General features: G+C 69.7%; 17 protein-coding genes and 1 pseudogene. 8 read left to right on the top strand and 10 right to left on the bottom strand.

Translation table 11 applies throughout. The annotated features are described in order from the left end of the window. Positions 1-78 precede the first annotated feature (78 nt). Positions 79-933, top strand: coding sequence for a hypothetical protein (locus ACWDX9_RS24395; protein ID WP_449957603.1), 855 nt, complete (start codon positions 79-81; stop codon positions 931-933). A 56-nt stretch (positions 934-989) separates the two neighbouring features. On the opposite strand, the gene ACWDX9_RS24390 is transcribed toward ACWDX9_RS24395, so the two are convergent. Beyond that, positions 990-2,459 carry an MFS transporter gene (locus ACWDX9_RS24390; RefSeq protein WP_449957602.1) on the bottom strand — a complete coding sequence of 490 codons (1,470 nt, stop codon included), beginning with the start codon at positions 2,457-2,459 and terminating at the stop codon, positions 990-992. A gap of 65 nt (positions 2,460-2,524) precedes the next feature. Between ACWDX9_RS24390 and ACWDX9_RS24385 the strand changes: the two genes are divergently transcribed. Further along, entirely contained in the window at positions 2,525-3,505 is a 981-nt protein-coding gene (locus ACWDX9_RS24385) for a helix-turn-helix transcriptional regulator (protein ID WP_449957600.1), read from the top strand. A 2-nt stretch (positions 3,506-3,507) separates the two neighbouring features. Here ACWDX9_RS24385 and ACWDX9_RS24380 read toward each other — a convergent pair whose 3' ends face one another. Both ACWDX9_RS24380 and ACWDX9_RS24375 read right to left on the bottom strand, forming a co-directional pair. Continuing rightward, positions 3,508-5,184: a sensor histidine kinase gene (locus tag ACWDX9_RS24380; RefSeq protein WP_449957599.1), complete on the bottom strand. Its 1,677-nt coding sequence runs from the start codon at positions 5,182-5,184 to the stop codon at positions 3,508-3,510. Positions 5,185-5,415: 231 nt separating this feature from the next. Beyond that, positions 5,416-5,835 (bottom strand): pyridoxamine 5'-phosphate oxidase family protein, encoded by a 420-nt coding sequence (locus ACWDX9_RS24375; RefSeq protein ID WP_449957597.1) that lies wholly within the window; start codon positions 5,833-5,835, stop codon positions 5,416-5,418. 323 nt (positions 5,836-6,158) lie between these two features. Between ACWDX9_RS24375 and ACWDX9_RS24370 the strand changes: the two genes are divergently transcribed. Beyond that, complete coding sequence (locus tag ACWDX9_RS24370) at positions 6,159-6,800, top strand: response regulator transcription factor (protein WP_350735980.1); 642 nt, start codon at positions 6,159-6,161, stop codon at positions 6,798-6,800. A 409-nt stretch (positions 6,801-7,209) separates the two neighbouring features. On the opposite strand, the gene ACWDX9_RS24365 is transcribed toward ACWDX9_RS24370, so the two are convergent. Next, complete coding sequence (locus tag ACWDX9_RS24365; RefSeq protein ID WP_449957596.1) at positions 7,210-7,647, bottom strand: hypothetical protein; 438 nt, start codon at positions 7,645-7,647, stop codon at positions 7,210-7,212. Between the two features lie 703 nt (positions 7,648-8,350). On the opposite strand from ACWDX9_RS24365, the gene ACWDX9_RS24360 reads away from it, so the two are divergent. Then, positions 8,351-9,256, top strand: coding sequence for a TNT domain-containing protein (locus ACWDX9_RS24360; protein ID WP_449957595.1), 906 nt, complete (start codon positions 8,351-8,353; stop codon positions 9,254-9,256). A 182-nt stretch (positions 9,257-9,438) separates the two neighbouring features. Here the strand turns inward: ACWDX9_RS24360 and ACWDX9_RS24355 are convergent, their stop codons facing one another. The 3 genes from ACWDX9_RS24355 to ACWDX9_RS24345 all read right to left on the bottom strand — a co-directional run bounded on the left by ACWDX9_RS24355 (position 9,439) and on the right by ACWDX9_RS24345 (position 11,682). Then, positions 9,439-9,963 carry a hypothetical protein gene (locus tag ACWDX9_RS24355; RefSeq protein ID WP_449957593.1) on the bottom strand — a complete coding sequence of 175 codons (525 nt, stop codon included), beginning with the start codon at positions 9,961-9,963 and terminating at the stop codon, positions 9,439-9,441. Positions 9,964-10,074: 111 nt separating this feature from the next. Then, a complete protein-coding gene (locus ACWDX9_RS24350; RefSeq protein WP_449957591.1) occupies positions 10,075-10,743 on the bottom strand; it encodes a CBS domain-containing protein in 669 nt (222 codons plus the stop codon). Positions 10,744-10,839: 96 nt separating this feature from the next. Next, entirely contained in the window at positions 10,840-11,682 is an 843-nt protein-coding gene (locus ACWDX9_RS24345) for a universal stress protein (protein WP_449957589.1), read from the bottom strand. Between the two features lie 126 nt (positions 11,683-11,808). On the opposite strand from ACWDX9_RS24345, the gene ACWDX9_RS24340 reads away from it, so the two are divergent. Next, positions 11,809-12,477 (top strand): helix-turn-helix domain-containing protein, encoded by a 669-nt coding sequence (locus ACWDX9_RS24340; RefSeq protein WP_449957588.1) that lies wholly within the window; start codon positions 11,809-11,811, stop codon positions 12,475-12,477. A 4-nt stretch (positions 12,478-12,481) separates the two neighbouring features. On the opposite strand, the gene ACWDX9_RS24335 is transcribed toward ACWDX9_RS24340, so the two are convergent. Both ACWDX9_RS24335 and ACWDX9_RS24330 read right to left on the bottom strand, forming a co-directional pair. Then, positions 12,482-13,894, bottom strand: coding sequence for a WS/DGAT/MGAT family O-acyltransferase (locus tag ACWDX9_RS24335; RefSeq protein ID WP_449957586.1), 1,413 nt, complete (start codon positions 13,892-13,894; stop codon positions 12,482-12,484). A gap of 108 nt (positions 13,895-14,002) precedes the next feature. Further along, complete coding sequence (locus ACWDX9_RS24330) at positions 14,003-14,881, bottom strand: EamA family transporter (RefSeq protein WP_449957584.1); 879 nt, start codon at positions 14,879-14,881, stop codon at positions 14,003-14,005. Between the two features lie 68 nt (positions 14,882-14,949). Here ACWDX9_RS24330 and ACWDX9_RS24325 point away from each other — a divergent pair, with 68 nt between their 5' ends. Continuing rightward, the gene (locus ACWDX9_RS24325; protein ID WP_449957582.1) at positions 14,950-15,819 is read left to right on the top strand and encodes a LysR family transcriptional regulator; all 870 of its coding nucleotides are present in this window, start codon (positions 14,950-14,952) and stop codon (positions 15,817-15,819) included. Positions 15,820-15,936: 117 nt separating this feature from the next. Here ACWDX9_RS24325 and ACWDX9_RS24320 read toward each other — a convergent pair. After that, positions 15,937-16,098: pseudogene (locus ACWDX9_RS24320) on the bottom strand (hypothetical protein); the annotation flags it as partial. Between the two features lie 330 nt (positions 16,099-16,428). Here ACWDX9_RS24320 and ACWDX9_RS24315 point away from each other — a divergent pair. Both ACWDX9_RS24315 and ACWDX9_RS24310 read left to right on the top strand, forming a co-directional pair. Next, the gene (locus ACWDX9_RS24315) at positions 16,429-17,976 is read left to right on the top strand and encodes an ABC transporter substrate-binding protein (protein ID WP_449957581.1); all 1,548 of its coding nucleotides are present in this window, start codon (positions 16,429-16,431) and stop codon (positions 17,974-17,976) included. Next, a partial coding sequence (locus ACWDX9_RS24310; RefSeq protein WP_449957579.1) for an ABC transporter permease occupies positions 17,976-18,506 on the top strand: 531 nt, incomplete at its 3' end. The genes ACWDX9_RS24315 and ACWDX9_RS24310, both read left to right, overlap by 1 nt.

Here is an 18,506-nt window from a genome sequence, read left to right as displayed (position 1 = left end):
GCGTCGTGAGCCCAGTTCCACAGTGCCCCAGCAGGCGCGGATGCGCATTGTCCACGTTTCGTGGTGGGATGCTGCGCTATGAGATCGCTGAAAGGCGCAGTGACAGGGCTCATGGTCGGCGCGGTCGTGGCCTTGATCTACGCCGATACGATCGCACAGGAGCACGAGCTCGGCACGATGCTCAACAGTGCGCTGATGCTCTTGGTTCCTTTCCCGATCGGTGCGGCGGGCGCGGCGCTGCTGCGGATACCGCGCTGGGGTGCCGTGGCGATCGCCGGGCCGATCGCCACGCCCGTACTGGGATCGGCGCTGATGCAGGTCATCCCCGACTTCTACCTCTTCGGCTTCGACGAGATGTGGACCACCGGGGTGTGGGTGGTCGCCGGGGTGCTCGGGTACGTGGCGGCAGCGTGGTGGGCCCGCGACCGGTGGGTCGCGATCACGGTCACCGGCGTGCTGTTGTCGGTGCACGTGATCTCGGGCCAGGTGCGGGATCCGCTGAACGAGTGGCAGGAGGCCCTGGCCTTCCGGCGGTCGGGCATCCCGCTGGTCGCACCGGAGCTGCCGGGCTACTCCATCAGGCGAGCCGAGCTGTGGACCGGCGAGGAGGACGGGACGGCGATCCTGCTCGAGTACACGCGCCCGGACCGGACGGACGTCCAGGTTTTCCTCCGTCCTGCCACGGCCGCCACGCCGAAGACCGCGTGCGGCTCGCCGTTCCCTGTCCTCATCTGGGGCACGGACGGCGTCTCCTGCACCCCGTCAGAGGGTGACCGGTGGATCCGTGAGGACTCGAGCGGGGAGGTCGCGGCGTTCGCCTGGCACGGGAGCGCTCTGGTCCAGGCTTCCGGCATGGCCTTGACCCCTCAGGAGCTGTTCGCGCTCCTCGACAGCCTGCGTCCCGTCACGGCCGCCCGGCTCGCCCGGGTGTAGCCGGTTGTCATGCGGCCTGGGCTGCCGCCGTCCGCGTCCATGACCGAGCGTTTGGGTCACCTCGGTCCGGCAGAGGCGTGCCCGGCTTTCGGGAGTGCCAGCATCACGAGCGCCGTGATCAGGTAGAGCGCGGCGGAGGCGATCAGGACGATGCCGAGCGCGTGACCGTAGTCGGGCAGCACCGGTGCTCCGGTGGCTGAAGCGGTGACGGAGGTGAAGAAGATCGTGCCGAGCACGGCGATGCCGACGGCGCCGCCGATCTGGTTGACGGTGGAGAGCACCCCGCCCGCGGCGCCCGCGTTGCGTCCGGGGACGCCGGCGAGGACGACGTTGACGAGAACGGGTGCGGCGAGACCGAGGCCGAGGCCACCGATGAGGAGCGCGAGGGCGAGGGGCCAGTATCCGGGATCGTCGCCGTCCTTGACGATGTACCACAGGACGAGCTGAGAGGCCGCGATGGTGAGCGAGCCGGCGATCAGGAGCGTTCTGCCCGCCTTGGCGGCGAGAGCGACGCCGAGGCCGGAGGTGATGATCGAGCCGAGCGCGTACGGGAGGATCACCAGGCCGGTCTCCCATGCGGTTCGGCCGGTTCCGTTCTGGAGGTAGATCGAGAGGGTGAGGAAGTACGGCCCGATGCCGCCGAAGAAGAGCACCGAAGCGCTCAGGCCGACTGCGAAGGCGCGGATTCTCAGCAGGGCCGGGTCGAAGACAGGTTCGTCTCCGCGTCCGGTGAGGCGGCGCTCGTGGGCGAGGAAGATCGCGAGCACGATGATTCCGGCTGCGAGAAGGGCGTAGCCGGCCCAGGTCCATCCCCAGGTCTCGGTCTGGATGATCGGCAGCAGCAGGAGAAGGATGCCCGTGGCCGCGAGGAGCGCGCCGGGGAGGTCCAGTCGCGCGGTCGAGGCGGAGCGGGACTCCGGCAGGGCCTTCGCGCCGATGATGAACGCCAGGATCGAGACGGGCACGTTGATCCAGAAGATCGTGCGCCAGCCCAGGTCGAACAGGTTGATGTCCACGAGCAGCCCGCCCAGCAGCGGGCCGGCGACCGAGGCGAGGCCCTGGACCGCTCCGTAGGCGCCGAACGCCTTGGCACGATCGCCCGGAGCGAATGACGCCCGGATGATCCCGAACACCTGCGGGACCATGATCCCGGCGGTCAGTCCCTGCCCGGCCCGCATGCCGATGAGCATGCCCGGATCGACGGCCAGCGCGCACAGCGCCGAGGTGACCATGAATCCGGCCAGCCCGATCATGAACAGCCGCTTGCGGCCGTACTGATCACCGAGTCGTCCACCGGTGATCAGGCCCGCGCCCAGGGCGAGGGTGTAGGCGGCGATCGTCCACTGGATCTCAGCGGCTCCGGCGCCCAGGTCTTGGGCTATCGCCGGGGCCGCGACGGTGACGATCGTCGCGTCGAGAAGGTCCATGAAGGAACCGAAGAGCACCACCAACAGCGCCATGGTCGCGCCTGCCGGAGATGCCTCGGTGGTGAGGGTGCCCTCTCGGGGGCTCGGTGAATCGGTCATGCCGGTCACCATGGCGGGCATAGTTGCCATCGAGTGACCGCTATCGGTGGGAGAATCGGACAATCATGGCTGCCACCTCCGCGCGGACGCTCAAGCTGCTGTCCATCTTCGGGATCGGTGCGACCCTGACCGCCGAGAAACTCGCCACCCGTCTCGGAACGTCGGTGAGAACCGTGCGTCGCGATATCGATACGCTCCGGGACCTCGGCTACGAGATCGAGGCCGTCCGCGGAGCGGGTGGAGGATATCGGCTCGGGCGTGCCACCCGCCTGCCGCCGGTCGTGTTCGATGAGGACCAGGCCGTCGCCACGGCCGTCGCGCTCCAGACCGTGCCGACGGTGCTCTCCGGCATCCGCGAGAACGCGGCCCGTGCTCTCGCCACACTGCACCAGGCGATGCCCGCGCGCAGCCGCGTGCACGCCGAAGCGTTCACCGTCATCACGGCCCGCAACTACTGGGAGTTTCCCGCGCCGCCGATCGACGCCGAGATCGTCCGCGCCGTCGGCAGCGCGATCAACCGGCAGCACCTCGTTCGCGTGGACTACACCGGTGACGGCGAACCCGTCACGCTCACGCTGGAGCCGCACGACCTCGTGGTCTGGGCCGCACGCTGGTACCTGGTCGCCTTCGACCCGGATGCGGACCGATGGCGCGCGATGCGCATGGATCGCATCGAACCACACATGCCCACGCACACCCCCTTCGACCGACGTGACATCCCGCACGGCGATCCCGTCGCCTTCGTCATGACCGCACACGACCGCGGAGACGCCGCCGCCGAATGGCCATGCCGCGGCTCAGCCGTCCTCGCCCTGCCCGCCTCCACCGTCGCCCGGTTCGCCCCCGGCGGATCGACAGTCGGGTACGTCACCGAAACCACGTGCCGGCTCACGCTCGGCGCATGGTCATGGCCAGGACTGGCGGGACTGCTCCTCACCTTCGACGCCGACATCACCGACGTCGAACCGGCCGAACTCAGGCAAGCCCTGCGCTCCGTGCGCACCCGCATCACCAAGGCCACCCGACCCGACCGACCTCACCAGTGATCTCACAGAGGGACATGCCAGCGTAGCCGCGTGCCTTTCCCGTCCGGGCCCGGGCTCTCCAACTCGGCGGCGCCGCCCAGGCGGCCTGCCCGTTCCTCGATGTTGCGCAGGCCACTTCGGCGTCCGCCCTCCCCCAGGCCGACGCCGTTGTCGGAGACCACGAGGGTGACGCCGTCTCTCGACACCTCGGCCGAGACGTCGGCGCGGGTGGCGTGGGAGTGGCGTACGACATTGGACAGGGCCTCGCGCAGGACGGCCAGCAGCTGCTCGGCGACGCCTTCGGGCACCAGCGTGTCGATCTGGCCTTCCATCCGCAGGCCCGGCATGAACCCCAGATGGCTTCCGGCGCCCTCCACCAGGTCCACGATCTGCCCCCGCAGGCTGGGCGCGGCCTGGTCGTGGGAGACCTGGAGGGCGAAGATGGACGAGCGGATCTGCCGGATCGTCTCGTCCAGCTCGTCGATGCCGCGCTGCAGCCGTTTGGCCGCCTCCGGATGGTCCACCAGCCGCACGGTGCTCATGAACGTCATCGCGGTCGCGAACAACCGCTGGATCACCACGTCGTGCAGGTCCTTGGCGATCCGGTCCCGGTCCTCCAGCAGGCCGAGCCGCTCCGCGTCCCGGCGCGCCTCGGCCAGTTCCAGCGCGATCGCCGCCTGGCCCGCGAAGGCATGCAGCATCTGCCGGTCCGCGGCGCTGAACGGCAGCCGCCCGTCCCGCTTGGCCAGCGCGAGCACCCCGCGCACCTTCGGCGGGGCGCCGAGCGGGATCATGAGCCCGGGGCCGTAACCCAGCCGCCGCAGCGGCGAGTCCAGGTGCGGAGCGCTCTGCAGGTCCGCGTCGGTCAGCGGCTCCCCTTGGGCGAACACGTCGCCGGCGAGCGTGGCCGACATCTCGAAGGCGGTTCCCAGCATTTCCTCGGCGCCCTCTCCTTCCACGACCTGCGCACGCAGCGAGTCGCCGGCCGGGTCCGGCAGCAGCACCTGGACCAGGTCGGCGTCACTCATCTGGCGGGCGCGTGCGGCCACCACGGCGAGCACCTGACCCGGTTCGGCGCCGGACAGCAGGCTCGTGGTCACCTCCGAAGAGGCCTGCAGCCAGGTCTCGCGCCGCCGCGACTCCTCGTACAGGCGGGCGTTCTCGACGGCGACGCCGGCCGCGGTGGCCAGCGCGATCACGATCGCCTCGTCCTCCTCGTCGAACTCGCCGCCGCCGCGCTTCTCGGTCAGGTAGAGGTTGCCGAACACCTCGTCACGCACCCGTACGGGGACACCGAGGAAGGTGCCCATCGGCGGGTGGCCGGCCGGGAAGCCGTACGACTCCGGATGATCCGAGATGCGGCGCAGCCGCAGCGGCCGGGCGTCCTTGATCAGTAACCCGAGCAGGCCGAGCCCATGCGGCCAGTGCTCGATGCGAGCGATCTCCTCCTCGCTCAGCCCGACCGGGATGAACTGGATGAGGGTGTTCTCCTGGCCCACCACGCCGAGCGCGCCGTAGCCGGCGTCGACCAGCTTGGTCGCGGTCTCCACGATGCGCCGCAGCACCGTTTCCAGGTCGAGGTCGCTGCCCACGGACACGACGGCCTCGAGCAGCGCGTGCACCCGGTCCCGGGTGGCCAGCACGGCGTTGAGCCTTACCTGCAGCTCGGCCAGCAGCTCATCGAGCCGCATGTGCGGCATCAACGGACGGTGCTCGCTTTCCATATCGATCAGTCTGGCATCCCACAAAAACGCTTCCTACCCTCCGTTCCCGGGGTCCCCAGGCCACCTCGGAAAGCGGCGCCACGGGGAAACGGAGTCCGGCCTCCGACGTCAGCGGCCACCCGGATCATGGACGAGAGCGGCGTCGAACGGCCGGTCGCCAACCGCCGGGACCTGCGCGACGATGACGGCACCAGGCGCCGCACGCCCTCATCCGGGGACAGTGGCGGGGACCAGTTCGTAGCCGGTGATGATCTGCGGACGGATGCGGATCACCTGGTCCAGCTGTCCCATCACCCAGGGCTTGATCATGGACTTGAGCCGGGCCGCCTCACCGGGATCCCGCACGAGCTGGGCGAAACCGGTGACGACCACGTTCCAGCCGAGGCGTTCCTCGACGTCCAGTTCGTCCGCTTCGAAGGCCACCACGGCTTGGAACGCCGCCACTTCCGCGCTCAGGATGGTCCCCGCGCTGGTGCGGATGACGATCTGCCCGTCGGCGACGACGTGATTCACCGGCCGTACGGCCGGAAGCGCGTGCCGCGTGAACACGACCCGTCCGAGCGGCACGCCGGCCAGCCGTCGCAGTGAGTCCGCCGCGGACAGTTCCTTGAGGTTACGGCCGTTCATACCGCCAGACCGCCTGTCGTCCTGTAGTTCACCGCGACAGCCTGCTGTACGGGCGAGGCCAGGAATAGGGTCCAACGTCCCTTCTTGGCGCTTCTTCTCCGGACTTCCGCCGCCGCAGTGCGATGTGCCCGTGGGGAGGTTGCCCGCGTGACAGGACCGGCCCGGGAGCGGGTGCCGCCCGGCCCCTTTCGGTGAAGCGGCCGATCTCGTACGCCCACCGCGGCATGGCGTGCGCCACCCTCGACGATCGAGCGCCTCGGGTGCGCCCGGCTAGGGACTTTGGCCTCTTTGTGATCGTGGATCGCGTGACTAACGTCGGGCGCATGATTCGCGTGTTTCTCCTTGACGACCATGAGGTCGTACGGCGCGGGGTCGCCGCCTTGCTGGACTCCGAGGACGACATCGAGGTCATCGGAGAGGCGGGAAGCGCCGAGTCGGCCATCGCCCGCATCCCCGCGCTCAAGCCCGACGTCGCGGTGCTGGATGTGCGGTTACCGGATGGCAACGGCGTGGACGTGTGCCGAGAGGTCCGTTCCCGGGTGCCCGGGCTGGCCTGCCTGATGCTGACGTCGTTCGCCGACGACGACGCGCTGTTCGACGCGGTGATGGCCGGGGCGTCCGGGTATGTGCTCAAGCAGATCCACGGCTCCGACCTGGTCGGCGCCGTACGCACGGTCGCCTCGGGACAGTCCCTGCTCGACCCGCAGACCACCGCCGCCATGCTGCAACGCCTGCGCGACCAGGCCGCCCGGAAGGACCCCCTCGCCGCGCTGACGGAACAGGAACGCCACATCCTCGACCTGATCGGCGAAGGCCTGACCAACCGGCAGATCGGCGAACGACTGTTCCTGGCCGAGAAGACGGTCAAGAACTACGTCTCCAACCTGCTCGCCAAGCTCAACATGCAACGCCGCACCCAGGCCGCCGCCCTGTCCGCCCGCCTGCGGGCCTACAAGCCAGAATGATCACTTCAGCGTGCCTGGGCAGACGCCGGTCACACCGCCGCTACGCTCGCCCGGCCGCAGCGGATGCCGTTGCACGGGCCGGCACGGCGGTGGCTGTGTCGAACAGTCGACCCTCGCTGGAGGCCTTCCGCTTCGGCCCCGACACAGCCTCCTCCCTCACCCGACCTGCGGATTTCCACTACTTCGGGCCCCTGCCGGGTCCGGGACGACCTGCCGTTGCGCCACACGGATCTCGTCCGCGCCGGCCACGGTCTCTCGTGTTCGGCAGAGCGGGCGGCGCAGCAGGCTGACCGCTGCTGAGCACTGACAGCGAGGACACAGCGCCGGTAGAAGGCCCCGAAGGGCCGGCTGGAGGGTCCGGACCGAGTGCGTGACCCGTCCTGTCCCCGGTGCGGTCACGAGGTGCGGCTCAGCTCGCGGGCAGGGCGGTGGCCGGCAGAACGACACCGAGCGACCCCACCAGTGAGGCCACTGCCATGGTCCGCGCCAGCCGGGGACGGGCCGCGCCTGATGTCCAGCCGTGGAGACCGGCGGCGGCCATGACCGCGCAGAAGAGCAGCAGCTTGGCGGCCAGGATCCGGCCATAACCGGGATCGGCGAGCGAGGACCAGGTGACACCCTTGTGCCGGGCGAGCGCGACACCGGTGCCGATTTGGACCGGCAAGAACGCGGCCACGGCGATGATCCCGAAGCGGCGGCCGACCGCGGTCAGCACCTCGGCCCGCGGTTGATCCTCCAGCAGGCGACGCGCCAGGGGCAGCACCACCAGCGACACCGTGAGCTGCCCGCCGACCCACAAGGCCGCGGACAACACGTGCAGGAACCGGACCATCGTCCACCAGGTCATCGTGCACCCACTTGGAACATGTCGTCCGCGCCTCCTTCGGCTTCTCGCATCCTGAAGTCCACCGTCGGCATGGTCGGGCCATGGTACAGCGACGTCGGTGTGTGGCCGCATCGCCGAGGATCACATCGCGCCGCCCTTTACAGTGTAGATCAACTCCTTGGGGCCAAGCCGGCCGCGCCGCTTGATGGCCCTACTTCGCCTGCATGGCCGCGATCAAGGAGTGGAACGGCGCCCACATGCCGCTCAGCCACACGTCGGCCTTCCTGGATGCCACCTGGAACGCGACCTCGCCGAGAAGCGGGCGACCCGACCTGGGCGACCGAGTCGATCGGCGACATCGGCAGCGATGACCGCCCGCGCCGTTGGGCCATTCGCCACCGACGCCAACCCGATGAGCAACCGCGACCGCCCAGGCATGATCGCCTCCGCCATCTCGACCGCCAAACTCCGCCACGACGGCGTCGCGAGATCGGCACATATCCGACAAAGGCCAACATGCGCAATAAATTCAATTAATGACAATCCTTACCACTTTTGTCGCAACATCTTTACCTTTTCCTTATAACGCCGAAGATGCGCCACAGGCGGCGCTGGGAATGTAGAACCCGATCACCGCATTCAGATGCACGCCTCCGCACGGACATACTCAGACTTGCCGGTGATCTATTTTGTTCACTTCCCAAGTGCACCCAACGGATAAATTATGCGATTTCATCGACGAAGCGCCCTACTGGCTGCCGCGATATGCACGCTGGCCAGCACCCAAAGCGGCGTGGCCGCGCATGCCGACAATGCCGCCCCGCCGGCAACCCGGCTCGTCCAACCCATGGCCTTCCGCACCACGGCGCCCCCGGACAAAAGCGAGACCGAAACCGGGAGTACGCAGAGCAGCGGCCAGGTATGCGGATCACCGTACATAACCGGAGACCCGGATCTGGGACCGAAGCTCCTGCCCCAGACCGGCTACATCAGCAATCTCCTGCGCGGCTACGTGCCGTTGGGCGGCCTGAGTCCCCAGCATTTCCTCGGGCGCTACTGGGACTACGTCGTGAACAACTACCGTTTCCCGCCCGACGCCGGATTCGCCCGTTCCGGCGATTATCCCAACGGCAGACTGCTGCTCAAGACGACGTTTCTCCAGCCTGGCATGAGACTCGACCGTTTCGGCGGCTACACCGGGTCATTCTTGGCGCCACTGGGCGACCTGTACACCAGGCGCGCGTTGCCACCGCGGAATCTCAACACCAACGCACAGGATCCCGAGCACCTGTGCAACTATCACGCGTTCCGGGTGCTCAAGTCGTTCCGCGTCGATGTGGGCCCGGTGGCGCCCGCCTTCGAGCAGCCAGGCGGCGGCACGCAATATCACGTGCTCAGCAAGTACATTCCCGAAGCTCCTCAGACAAGCGAAGAAGTCCCGATCAGCTGGTTGCTGCTGAACGGTTATCTGGAAGAGATCGAGCCGGTCATCCTGACCGACCTCAGGGCCGGCTCTCCCATCACCAAAAACGGCACGGTAAGCAACCAGACCACCGCCATAAGCCCTCGGACCACGAGCGACAAGGCCGGCGGGCAGCAGCTGAGCCGTACAAGCGCCGGAAAAGCGTGACGGGAAAAGCTCTCCTGTCCGCTGAGGCCAGGTAGGCACCGGCAGCGCTCGCCTTCAGCGCGATTGGCACATCTCACTGAAGGCGAGCGGCCGCGCAGTCCGGAGGCCGCGACCGCGACGGGAGCCGGTCGACGGGATCGCGACGCCCACCCCTTCCGAGGGGTGGGCGTGGGGGTCGCCGGCTACTTGAGGTAGGGGTTGTGCCGAACGAGGGGGAGGTTGCCGAGTCCGAGGGTGGTTCCCGCGTCGGCGAGGGCGAGGCCGGCCAGGACGATCGCGTAGACGATGTGCTCGTCCATGAACGGGTTGTTGGCCAGGGGCAGCTCGGCCGCCCACATGAGAGCCAGCATCGGGCCCCCGGTGACCGCGGCGATCCTGGTGCCGACGCCCAGGACCAGCGCCAGGCCGATGCCCAGCAGACCGGCCATGAACAGCCAGTCCACCCACGCCAGCCCGGCCAGCGAGCCGAAGAAGCCGCCCAGCGCGTTCTCGCCGGTGCCCTTGAGGAACCCGGTCGTCGGGCTGCCGCCGGAGATCCAGGCGCGGTCTGCCGGGGTGGCTAATCCCCAGCCGAAGGTCTTGTCCAGGAACGCCCACAGGAAGATCCAGCCGATCGAGATCCGGGCGATCGCCCAGACGTAGTCGACGGGACGGCGGGTGGTGGCGGTGCCGGTGTCCGTGCCGGGCCTGTTGACGGTGGTGTTCATGACGGCCCCCTTTCGGTGGGGATCGGTCGTCCTTGTCACATCCCAAGCAGACCGTTTTCGCTCTCTTCGAGGCAGTGCCGTACGGCCCGCGGCGGCCGGGACCTTCGTCCCTCAGCCGCCGTCCCGGAAGGACCCCTGGACGATGAGGAGGTCGTCCTTGTCGAAGGTCACCTCGGATCTCACGTCCACGACCCCCTCGATCAGCCGGATCTGCTCCGTCAACGCCAGGGCCTGGGATTTCCACTCGACCACGCCGCTGATCGTCACCACGCCCTGGTGGATGCCGACGGTGAACGCCTCGGGATCCGGCAGGACGGCTCTGACGTCCGCTGCCAGTTCCTCGGCCGGGCGGGTGAAGACGCGCAGCACATCGCGCTGGTGCAGGGTGCCGACGATGCGTCCGGTGTTCATGTCGATCACGGGCAGCTGCTTGACGCGCTCGGCGTGCATCAGCCGGGCCGCGTCCCGCACGGAGGTGTCCGGTGTGACGGTGATCGCCGGGGAGGTCATGAGCTGAACGGCGGTCACGCCCGCGGCCTTCCGGTGCTCCTGCTGCCGCCGGCGAGACTCGAAGATCGGCACGCCGTGCCTGACGGTGTCGGCCTCCTTGAGGAGGAGATCGTCTTCGGAGACGACCCCCACGGGCCGTCTGTAGGCGTCGATCACGGTGACCGCGCCCACCGCGAACCGCTCCATGGCCTCCACGATCTCGGCGAAGGAGGCCTCCTTCAGCACGGCGATGGCCACCCGGCCCATGACGTCCTTGACTTCGATCGACATAGCTCCACCTCCGCTTTCACGATCCGCCGGCCCTGCCTCCTGCGGCAGTGGCCAACGTCCCCGATGCCGGGTGACCAAGGTCCTGACCGGCGATTGTCAGGCGCGGACCACCGCCACCGGGCAGTGCGCGTGGTGCAGGACACCCCGGCTGACCGAGCCGAGCAGCATCGAGCCCAGGGCTCCGCGCCCGTGCGAGCCCACCACCAGCAGGTCCGCCCGCTCGGACGCGTCGGTGAGCGCTTCGACGGGGTGGGCGGATTGGACGTCCTCGACCACCTTCACCTCTGGATGGTCAGCGCTGAGGATCTTCACCCGCTCGCGGACGACCTGATGTTGCGCCGTACGGATCTCGTCCATGTCGTAGCTGATCTCCGGCGCGAAGGCGTGCACCGGCAGTTGCCAGGCGTGCACCAGCCGCAGCGCGCTCCCGCGCAGATTCGCCTGCTCGAAGGCGTAGGCCAGCGCGGGCTCGCACGCCGGCGAGTCGTCCACCCCGACCACGACCTCCTGGCACACCGGCCGCCGCTCGCCGCGTACGACCACGACGGGACAGGGCACGTGGCCGGCCACGTGCATGCTGACGGAGCCCAGCAGCGCGCCGGTGAACCCGCCCAGCCCCCGGCTGCCGACCACGACCTCGGTGGCGTCCTTGGCCTGCTCGCGCAGGACCTCGGCGGGCGTGCCCTCGAGGTCCTCGGTCGTGACCTCAATGGTGAGCTGGCGCGCGCACACGAGCACTTCCGCCTCACGCAGGATCCTCTGTCCCTCGCGCCGCAGCGCGTCCGGGAGAGCGTCGATGGGGTACTTGCGGATCTGGTACGGCGAGCGGTCCATGGCGTGGACGATCCGCAGCGGCACCCGCATGCGGTACGCGTCGTCGGCCGCCCATTCCAGCGCGGCGCGCGAGTTCTCCGAGCCGTCGGCTCCTACGATGATCACGATACGCCTCCTTTCGTCACCCTCCATCCGACCCGCTCACGCCCGTCCGCAGCAGGGCCGGAGGTCGGTCCCGCAAGGGCCGAAGGACTCTGTCCGCCGAGCGGGTGACTGGCTAGCTTCGTGAACATGACCAGGGAGGACACGCTCATGACCGGCACCGGCGACTTCGCGCGTCGCATCAGCTACCACCGTCATCGGCTCGGCCTCACCGCCGAACAGGTGGCGGACCGGGCGGACATGTCCGCCGGATACGTCCAGCACCTCGAAAGCCATCTGGGCGCTCCTGACACAGGTACGGTGGCCCGCCTGGCCACCGCCCTCGAAACGACGGCCGAGGACCTGCTGGGCGGCGGCCGCGATCGTCCTCCAGGCCCCGGATCCGGCTCGGCCGACGCGGTCCTGGAAGTCCTCGAACCCGAGGAGTGCCTGCGGCTGGTCGCCCCGGGCGGCATCGGCCGGGTGGCGTTCAACGGCCCGGAGGGGCCCACGGTGCTGCCCGTGAACTACAAGGTCCACGACGGCGCCATCGTCTTCCGCACCGCCCACGGCGGCCCCATGGACCAGGACCTGCGCAGCGGCGTGGAAGGCGTGGAGATCAAGATCGGCTTCCAGGTCGACCGGATCGACGAGGCCCAGAGGGAGGGCTGGAGCGTCCTCGTCCAGGGCCCCGCCCACCACGTGCCCGAGGACGAGGTCATCCGGGCCGACGTCACCCCGTGGGCGGGTGGCGAGCGTCGGCTCTACATCCGCATCGTCCCGCACCACATCACGGGCCGCCGCATCCACGGCCTCTGAGCCCTCAGGTTTTCCCGCGGGCTCCTGCCCTCCTCGGGCTCGGCCTGAGCTCGTCCAGGGCCTCGCGCAGGTAGCCCGGAAAGGCCCACACGTCGGGAACCAGCTCCCCGCAGGCGGTGAACCCGACGTCGAGATGACCGTTGTAGGAGAAGGCCGTGACGTTCACGGCGCCGCTCACATCGGTGACCACGGACACCGGATAGTGCGCCAGCAGCCTGACCCCGGCGATCCGCAGCGGGAACTGCGGGCCGGGAACGTTGGAGACGACCACGTTGACAGGCGGCCCCGTACGTCCCAGAAGATCAAGCGCGGCGCGGTCGGCCAGGCCGTTCAGGGCGGCGGGCATGCTCTCGCTCAGGTCACGCAACAGGCGCGCGGGGGTCAGGGCGAACCGCTCCTTGATCTGCCGCATCCCCTCGCTCACGAGTTCGAGCCGCCGGCGGGGGTCGTCCACGTGCGTGGGCAACTGTGTGATCATCATGGTGACCTGGTTGCCCTCGTTCACGCCTTCCTGACCGCGTACGGAGAACGGCACCCCTGTGACCAGGGGGATCTCCGGCAGCGCCGCGTGGGCCAGCAGCCAGCGCCGCAACGCGGAGGCCACGAGCGCCATCACGACGTCGTTCACGGTGACGCCGAAGGCGTTCTTGACCCGTTTGATCTCCTTCAGCGGCAGTTCGGCGAAGGCGTAACGGCGGCGGGAGGAGACCGGGCCGCTGAGCGGGGTGTGCGGGGCCTCCATGTCCGGCAGCTCAGGCCGGGGTGCGCGCCGGATCAGCCGCGCGACACCGCTCGCGCCGGGCAGCCGGGAGATGACGGGGAGCTGGTCCAGCACCGGCAGGGCCTCGCCCGCGAACCGCAGCAGGTGCGCGGGATTCCCCGCAAGGTGCCAGGCGCTCCTGGCCAGCATCCGCCACAGCCCCGGAGGGGCTTCGAGCTCGTACGAGGCCGCTTCGGGCACGGGATCCATGAGCGCGGCGAGCACCTCCGCCCCCGTCAGCCCGTCGACGGCGGCGTGGTGGACCTTGGCGTAGATACCGCAGCGGCCGCCGGCCAGGCCGTGGATCAGGTACATCTCCCACAGGGGACGGGTTCGGTCCAGGCGGCGCTCGTGCAGGCGGGCCACCTGCTCGCCCAGCTGCATGTCGTCACCGGGAGGGGGCAGGGTGAGCTCCCGGACGTGATGGTCCAGGTCCACCTCGCCGTCGTCGGCCCAGTACGGGTGATCCAGGCCGAGGGGCACGCGGACCAGTCGCTGCCGGAGCTGCGGCACCCCGGCCATCCGCTCCGCCAGCCTACGCTGGATCTTCTTCCTGGACAGGTCCTTGTACAGCACGGCCAGACCGCCGACGTTCGCGACGTTGGTGGCGGTCTCGAAGTTGAGGAACTGCGCGTCCAGCGCGCTGAGCTGCCGCATGTCTCTCCCCTCCCCTCATTCCACTGTGCGCCACCGCGCCGCCCCAGGGCCACAAGTCCCCCCTTGAACAGGGCCAACGACCTGATCGGCCGACTCGGCGTACGATGATCAGCGTTTGGGAGCCACGGCGGCGGCGTTGGCGGTGACGATCATGGCGATGGCCAGCCACGAGGCCGCGTCAAGGCGCTGATCGAGAACGACCATGCCGATCAGGGCGGCGAACACCGGGTTGACGCTCATGAAGATACCGAAGAAGTGGGCGGGGACCCGGCGCAGCGCGAGCAGGTCGGCGAGAAACGGCACCGCGGAGGACAGCACCCCCGCGGCGAACGCGCACAGCAGGGCACCGGCGGTGGGCCGGTGGAGCCACAGGACGGCGACGCCGACGGGCAGGTAGAGCACGCCGGAGACGGCCGCGGCGGCGGCCGATCCCTGCAGCCCGGGCAAGCGCTCGCCCACGGTGCGGTTGAGCAGGACGTAGCAGCCCCAGCAGACGGCGGCGACCAGGGCCAGGCCGATGCCGACGTAGTCGGTGCTGGGCTGGGGGCGGGCGAGGATCGCCACGGCCGCCGCGGCGGCGAGAGCGCACACCAGATCGGTACGGCGGCGCGAACTCGCCAGCGCCACGGCGAGCGGGCCGAGGAACTCCAGGGTGACCGCGAGTCCGAGCCCGATCCGGCCGATCGCCGCGTAGAGCGTCAGGTTCATGGTCGCGAACACCACGGCCAGCCCCAGCACCGGCCGCCACTGCTCGGCGCTGAACGAGCGCAGCCTCGGCCGGCCGGCGCTCAGCAGCACCGCGGCGGCCACCCATTGGCGCACCGCCACCACCCCCACCGGCCCGAGGACCGGGAGGGCGAGCGCGGCGACCGACGCTCCGACCTGGTTGGACAGCCCGCTGCCCACCATCAGCGCCATCCCGGACCACCGCGTCGGGCTCGTCCGCGACGCGGGAATGGCCGTCTCCGTGCCTGCTTCGAGTGCCATGGCACAACCATCCGGTACGCCGAAGCATACGCAAAATGCATCCAAGGACGTATCTATACTCTGGACGCATGGATGGTCGTAAGGAGCTGGAGCTGCGGCACCTGCGCTGCCTGGTCGCGATCGTCGACACCGGCAGCTTCACGGACGCCGGGATCGAGCTGGGCCTGTCCCAGGCGGCGGTCTCCCGCACCCTGCTGGCGCTGGAGCGGATCCTCGGGGTGCGGCTGCTGCACCGCACCAGCCGCACGCTCACCCCCACCACCGCCGGTGTGCAGGTCCTCGCCCGCGCCCGCCACCTGCTCGCCGAGGCCGACGAGCTGGTCCACCAGGCCACCACCGGCCACACCCGGCTGCGCATCGGCCACGCCTGGTCCGCCATGGGCCGGCACACGGCCGAGTTCCAGCGCCGGTGGCACGACCGCTACCCCGGCATCGAGCTCCACCTGATCCGCCACAACACCCCCACCGGCGGCCTCGCCGAGGGCCTGTGCGACCTGGCCGTCGTCCGCACCCCCATCGACACCCGCCGCCACGCCCACGCGCTCGTCGGCCACGAGCGCCGCTACCTCGCCCTGGCCTCCGACGACCCCTGGGCCGGCCGCCGCAGCATCCGCCTGGACGAGATCCGCGAGCGCACCCTGGTGGTCGACCGCCGCACCGGCACCACCACGCTGGACCTGTGGCCCGAAGGCGCCCGACCCGCGACGGAGTACACCCACGACATCGACGACTGGCTCGCCGCCATCGCCACCGGCCGCCGCGTCGGCGTCACCCCGCAGGCCACCGCCAACCAGTACCGCCGCGACGGCATCACCTACCGTCCCCTGCGCGACGCCGACCCCGTACCCGTCCATCTCATCTGGCGGCGGCACGACCCCCACCCGGCCACCCACGCCGCCGTCGCCCTGCTCGCCGATCTCTACCGCGAAGGCGCCTGACGCTCAAGCGAAGCGTTCCCCAGCCCGCCCGGCCAGGTGCTCGGCGTCGGGATCGGCCCGTTCGCCTGGGTACCGTGTGAGCAGCGGCAAGGGGCCGCACCAGCAGCGCGATCGCCTTCACGATGTTCTCCCGCAGCACCTCCGGCTCCGGGTGCCTGGTGGACGCGCCGACCACGCCGTGGCCACCGCCATCAGCGTTATCACGACGAACTCGGGCGTGAAGGCGGGGTTGATCCGGCCCTCGCGCCGGCCATCGGCCACCGCGGCGGCCATGTCCTGGAACGATGCCGCCGGGACGGCGGCAGCTCAGCGCTCACTCGGCATGCCATTCGATCGCCGGGGTCCGCCCGTCGAAGCGGATCGGCAACCAGGCGTAGTCGGCGATCGACGTGTCGACCTCCGGCACGTCGAACGAGGCGGGCCGTTCACCGGCCTCCAGCGCCGCGAAGCGCCGGTCGGCTCGAACGACCCGGACAACGCGCGGTCGTCGGAGTCGGGCCCGAGGACTCAGTGGAACGCTACACAAACCCCGCCCGCTTGCGTGGAGCCTACATTACTGTAAGTATCTTTACAGTCACTCAATGTGCACGACCCTTTCAGGAGGCTCCCATGAACCGCCTGTCAGGCGCGCTGGCCGTCGTCGTCCTCGTGCTCGCCGCCGGCTGCTCCGGCCCGGCCGACTCCCCCACCCAGGACTCCGCGCACAACGCGATCAACATCCACCTGTACCAGAAGCCGAAGCGCTTCTCCCCGCTGGATCCGCCCACCGGCCCCGACCAGCAGGTCATGACGTTGATCTTCGACAACCTGCTGACCGTCGACGACTCCTACGCCTACGCGCCGCGCCTGGCCGAGCGCTGGGAGGTGGACGAGGACCGGATCACCTTCCACCTGCGCGCGGGCCTGAAGTGGAGCGACGGCATGCCGTTCACCAGCGAAGACGTGCTGTTCACCTACAGGCTGCTGGCCGACGCCAAGAGCGGCAGCGCGATGGCGGGCAAGCTGGCCGGGGCCGCCTTCGAGGCCCCGGACGACGCCACGTTCGTGATCAGGCCGGCCAGACCGAACGTCGGCTTCCTCAGCCTGATCGCCGGGCCGTTCGCCTTCATCCTGCCCGAGCACGTGCTCGGCATGGAGCCGGTGGACAAGATCGCCGGCAGCACCTTCTTCAACCACCCGACGGTCGGCATGGGCCCGTACACGTTCGTGACCTACAAGACCGACCAGTACGTGGAGCTGGCCGCCAACCCGCACTACCGCAAGCCTGTCGCGATCCCCAGGATCTTCCTCAAACCCATCAGCTCCGACGTGGCGACCGCGCAGCTCGGCACCGGCGAGATGGACCTGGTCCAGATCTCCCCCACCGACCTGCGGGCGGTGGAGGAGCTCAAGGGCGTCACCGTCTCGGCGAAGCCGAGCCCGGGCTTCATCAGGATCGCGGTCGACCAGAGCGACAAGCGCTTCGCCGATCCCCGGGTACGCCGGGCGATGCTCCACGCGATCGACCGCGAGGCGCTGGTCGCCAAGCTCCTGGCCGGCCGCGGCCGGGTGCAGAACTCCTCGTTCGTCACCCCCTGGGCGCTGCCCGGCACGCTGGAGGAGTACGCCTACGACCCGGCCAGGGCCAGGTCGCTGCTGGCCGAGGCGGGCTGGAAGGCCGGCCAGAAGGTGACGCTGTCGTGGATCCCCGGCCAGCGCGACCGCGACGTGACGGCCACGGTGGTGCAGGGCGCGCTGAGCGCGGCGGGGATGACCGTCGAGCTCAAGCAGGTGCAGGCGGCCGAACTGCTGGAGTCCTACGAGAAACGCACGTTCGACCTGGCGCTCTTCGGCGGCGGCAGCTACGCCGTGGACCCCTCCAGCAGCGTCACGATCATCAATTGCGCCGCTTTCTACCCCAGCGGGGGAAATATCAGTAACTTCTGCGACGAGTCGCTGGACACCCTCGCCGCTCAAGCCGACGCCCGCACCGACCGCGACCAGCGCGCCAAGCTCTACCAGGAGGCCGCCAGCAAGGACAACGCCCAGGTCCCGTACCTGTGGCTGTACAACCCCGACACCCTGTGGGCCACCGGCTCGCGGCTGCGCGGCTTCAAGCCCAGCGGCGACTTCACCACCGGCTTCTGGAACGCCGACGAGTGGACCCTGGCCGGCTGATGCTCGCCTACCTCGCGCGCCGGCTCCTGACCAACGCCGCCGTCTTCCTGCTCATCAGCGCCGGCGTGTTCCTCCTGGTCCGCGCCGCGCCCGGCGACCCGGTCCGGATGATGGTCGACCCCGAGCGGCTGGCCTCGGGCGGTCCGGCGTTCGTGGCCGCCAAACGCGCCGAACTCGGCCTGGACAGGCCGATCCTGGTCACGTACGGCATCTGGCTGCGTGACGTGCTGGGTGGCGACCTCGGCCACTCCTTCGTCAGCCGCCGCCCGGTCGCCGAGGTGCTCGGCGAGCGAATGGGGCCGACCGTGCTGCTCATGGGCACCGCCCTGGCGATCGGCCTGGTGCTGGCGGTGGCGGCGGGCACGCTGGCCGTGATCCGGCGCAACACCGCCGTCGACCACGCCACCACCGTCGCCGGCCTCGGCGCGATCTCGGTGCCCGGCTTCTTCCTGGGCATCGCCGCGATCTACCTCTTCTCGCTGCGGCTCGGCTGGGCGCCGTCGTCCGGCATGTCCACACCGGGCGACGGC

The sequence above is a fragment of the Nonomuraea sp. NPDC003201 genome (genome assembly GCF_053590415.1).
The sequence above is the reverse complement of the archived record's forward strand: the minus strand, read 5'-3'. Positions and strand labels throughout refer to the sequence as shown.

Excerpts from the sequence above, each read along its gene's own strand:
- ACWDX9_RS24395 (WP_449957603.1), top strand. The coding sequence starts at position 79 with ATGAGATCGCTGAAAGGCGCAGTGACAGGGCTCATGGTCGGCGCGGTC.
- ACWDX9_RS24390 (WP_449957602.1), bottom strand. The coding sequence starts at position 2,459 with ATGACCGATTCACCGAGCCCCCGAGAGGGCACCCTCACCACCGAGGCA.
- ACWDX9_RS24385 (WP_449957600.1), top strand. The coding sequence starts at position 2,525 with ATGGCTGCCACCTCCGCGCGGACGCTCAAGCTGCTGTCCATCTTCGGG.
- ACWDX9_RS24380 (WP_449957599.1), bottom strand. The coding sequence starts at position 5,184 with ATGCCGCACATGCGGCTCGATGAGCTGCTGGCCGAGCTGCAGGTAAGG.
- ACWDX9_RS24375 (WP_449957597.1), bottom strand. The coding sequence starts at position 5,835 with ATGAACGGCCGTAACCTCAAGGAACTGTCCGCGGCGGACTCACTGCGA.
- ACWDX9_RS24370 (WP_350735980.1), top strand. The coding sequence starts at position 6,159 with ATGATTCGCGTGTTTCTCCTTGACGACCATGAGGTCGTACGGCGCGGG.
- ACWDX9_RS24365 (WP_449957596.1), bottom strand. The coding sequence starts at position 7,647 with ATGACCTGGTGGACGATGGTCCGGTTCCTGCACGTGTTGTCCGCGGCC.
- ACWDX9_RS24360 (WP_449957595.1), top strand. The coding sequence starts at position 8,351 with ATGCGATTTCATCGACGAAGCGCCCTACTGGCTGCCGCGATATGCACG.
- ACWDX9_RS24355 (WP_449957593.1), bottom strand. The coding sequence starts at position 9,963 with ATGAACACCACCGTCAACAGGCCCGGCACGGACACCGGCACCGCCACC.
- ACWDX9_RS24350 (WP_449957591.1), bottom strand. The coding sequence starts at position 10,743 with ATGTCGATCGAAGTCAAGGACGTCATGGGCCGGGTGGCCATCGCCGTG.
- ACWDX9_RS24340 (WP_449957588.1), top strand. The coding sequence starts at position 11,809 with ATGACCAGGGAGGACACGCTCATGACCGGCACCGGCGACTTCGCGCGT.
- ACWDX9_RS24335 (WP_449957586.1), bottom strand. The coding sequence starts at position 13,894 with ATGCGGCAGCTCAGCGCGCTGGACGCGCAGTTCCTCAACTTCGAGACC.
- ACWDX9_RS24330 (WP_449957584.1), bottom strand. The coding sequence starts at position 14,881 with ATGGCACTCGAAGCAGGCACGGAGACGGCCATTCCCGCGTCGCGGACG.
- ACWDX9_RS24325 (WP_449957582.1), top strand. The coding sequence starts at position 14,950 with ATGGATGGTCGTAAGGAGCTGGAGCTGCGGCACCTGCGCTGCCTGGTC.
- ACWDX9_RS24315 (WP_449957581.1), top strand. The coding sequence starts at position 16,429 with ATGAACCGCCTGTCAGGCGCGCTGGCCGTCGTCGTCCTCGTGCTCGCC.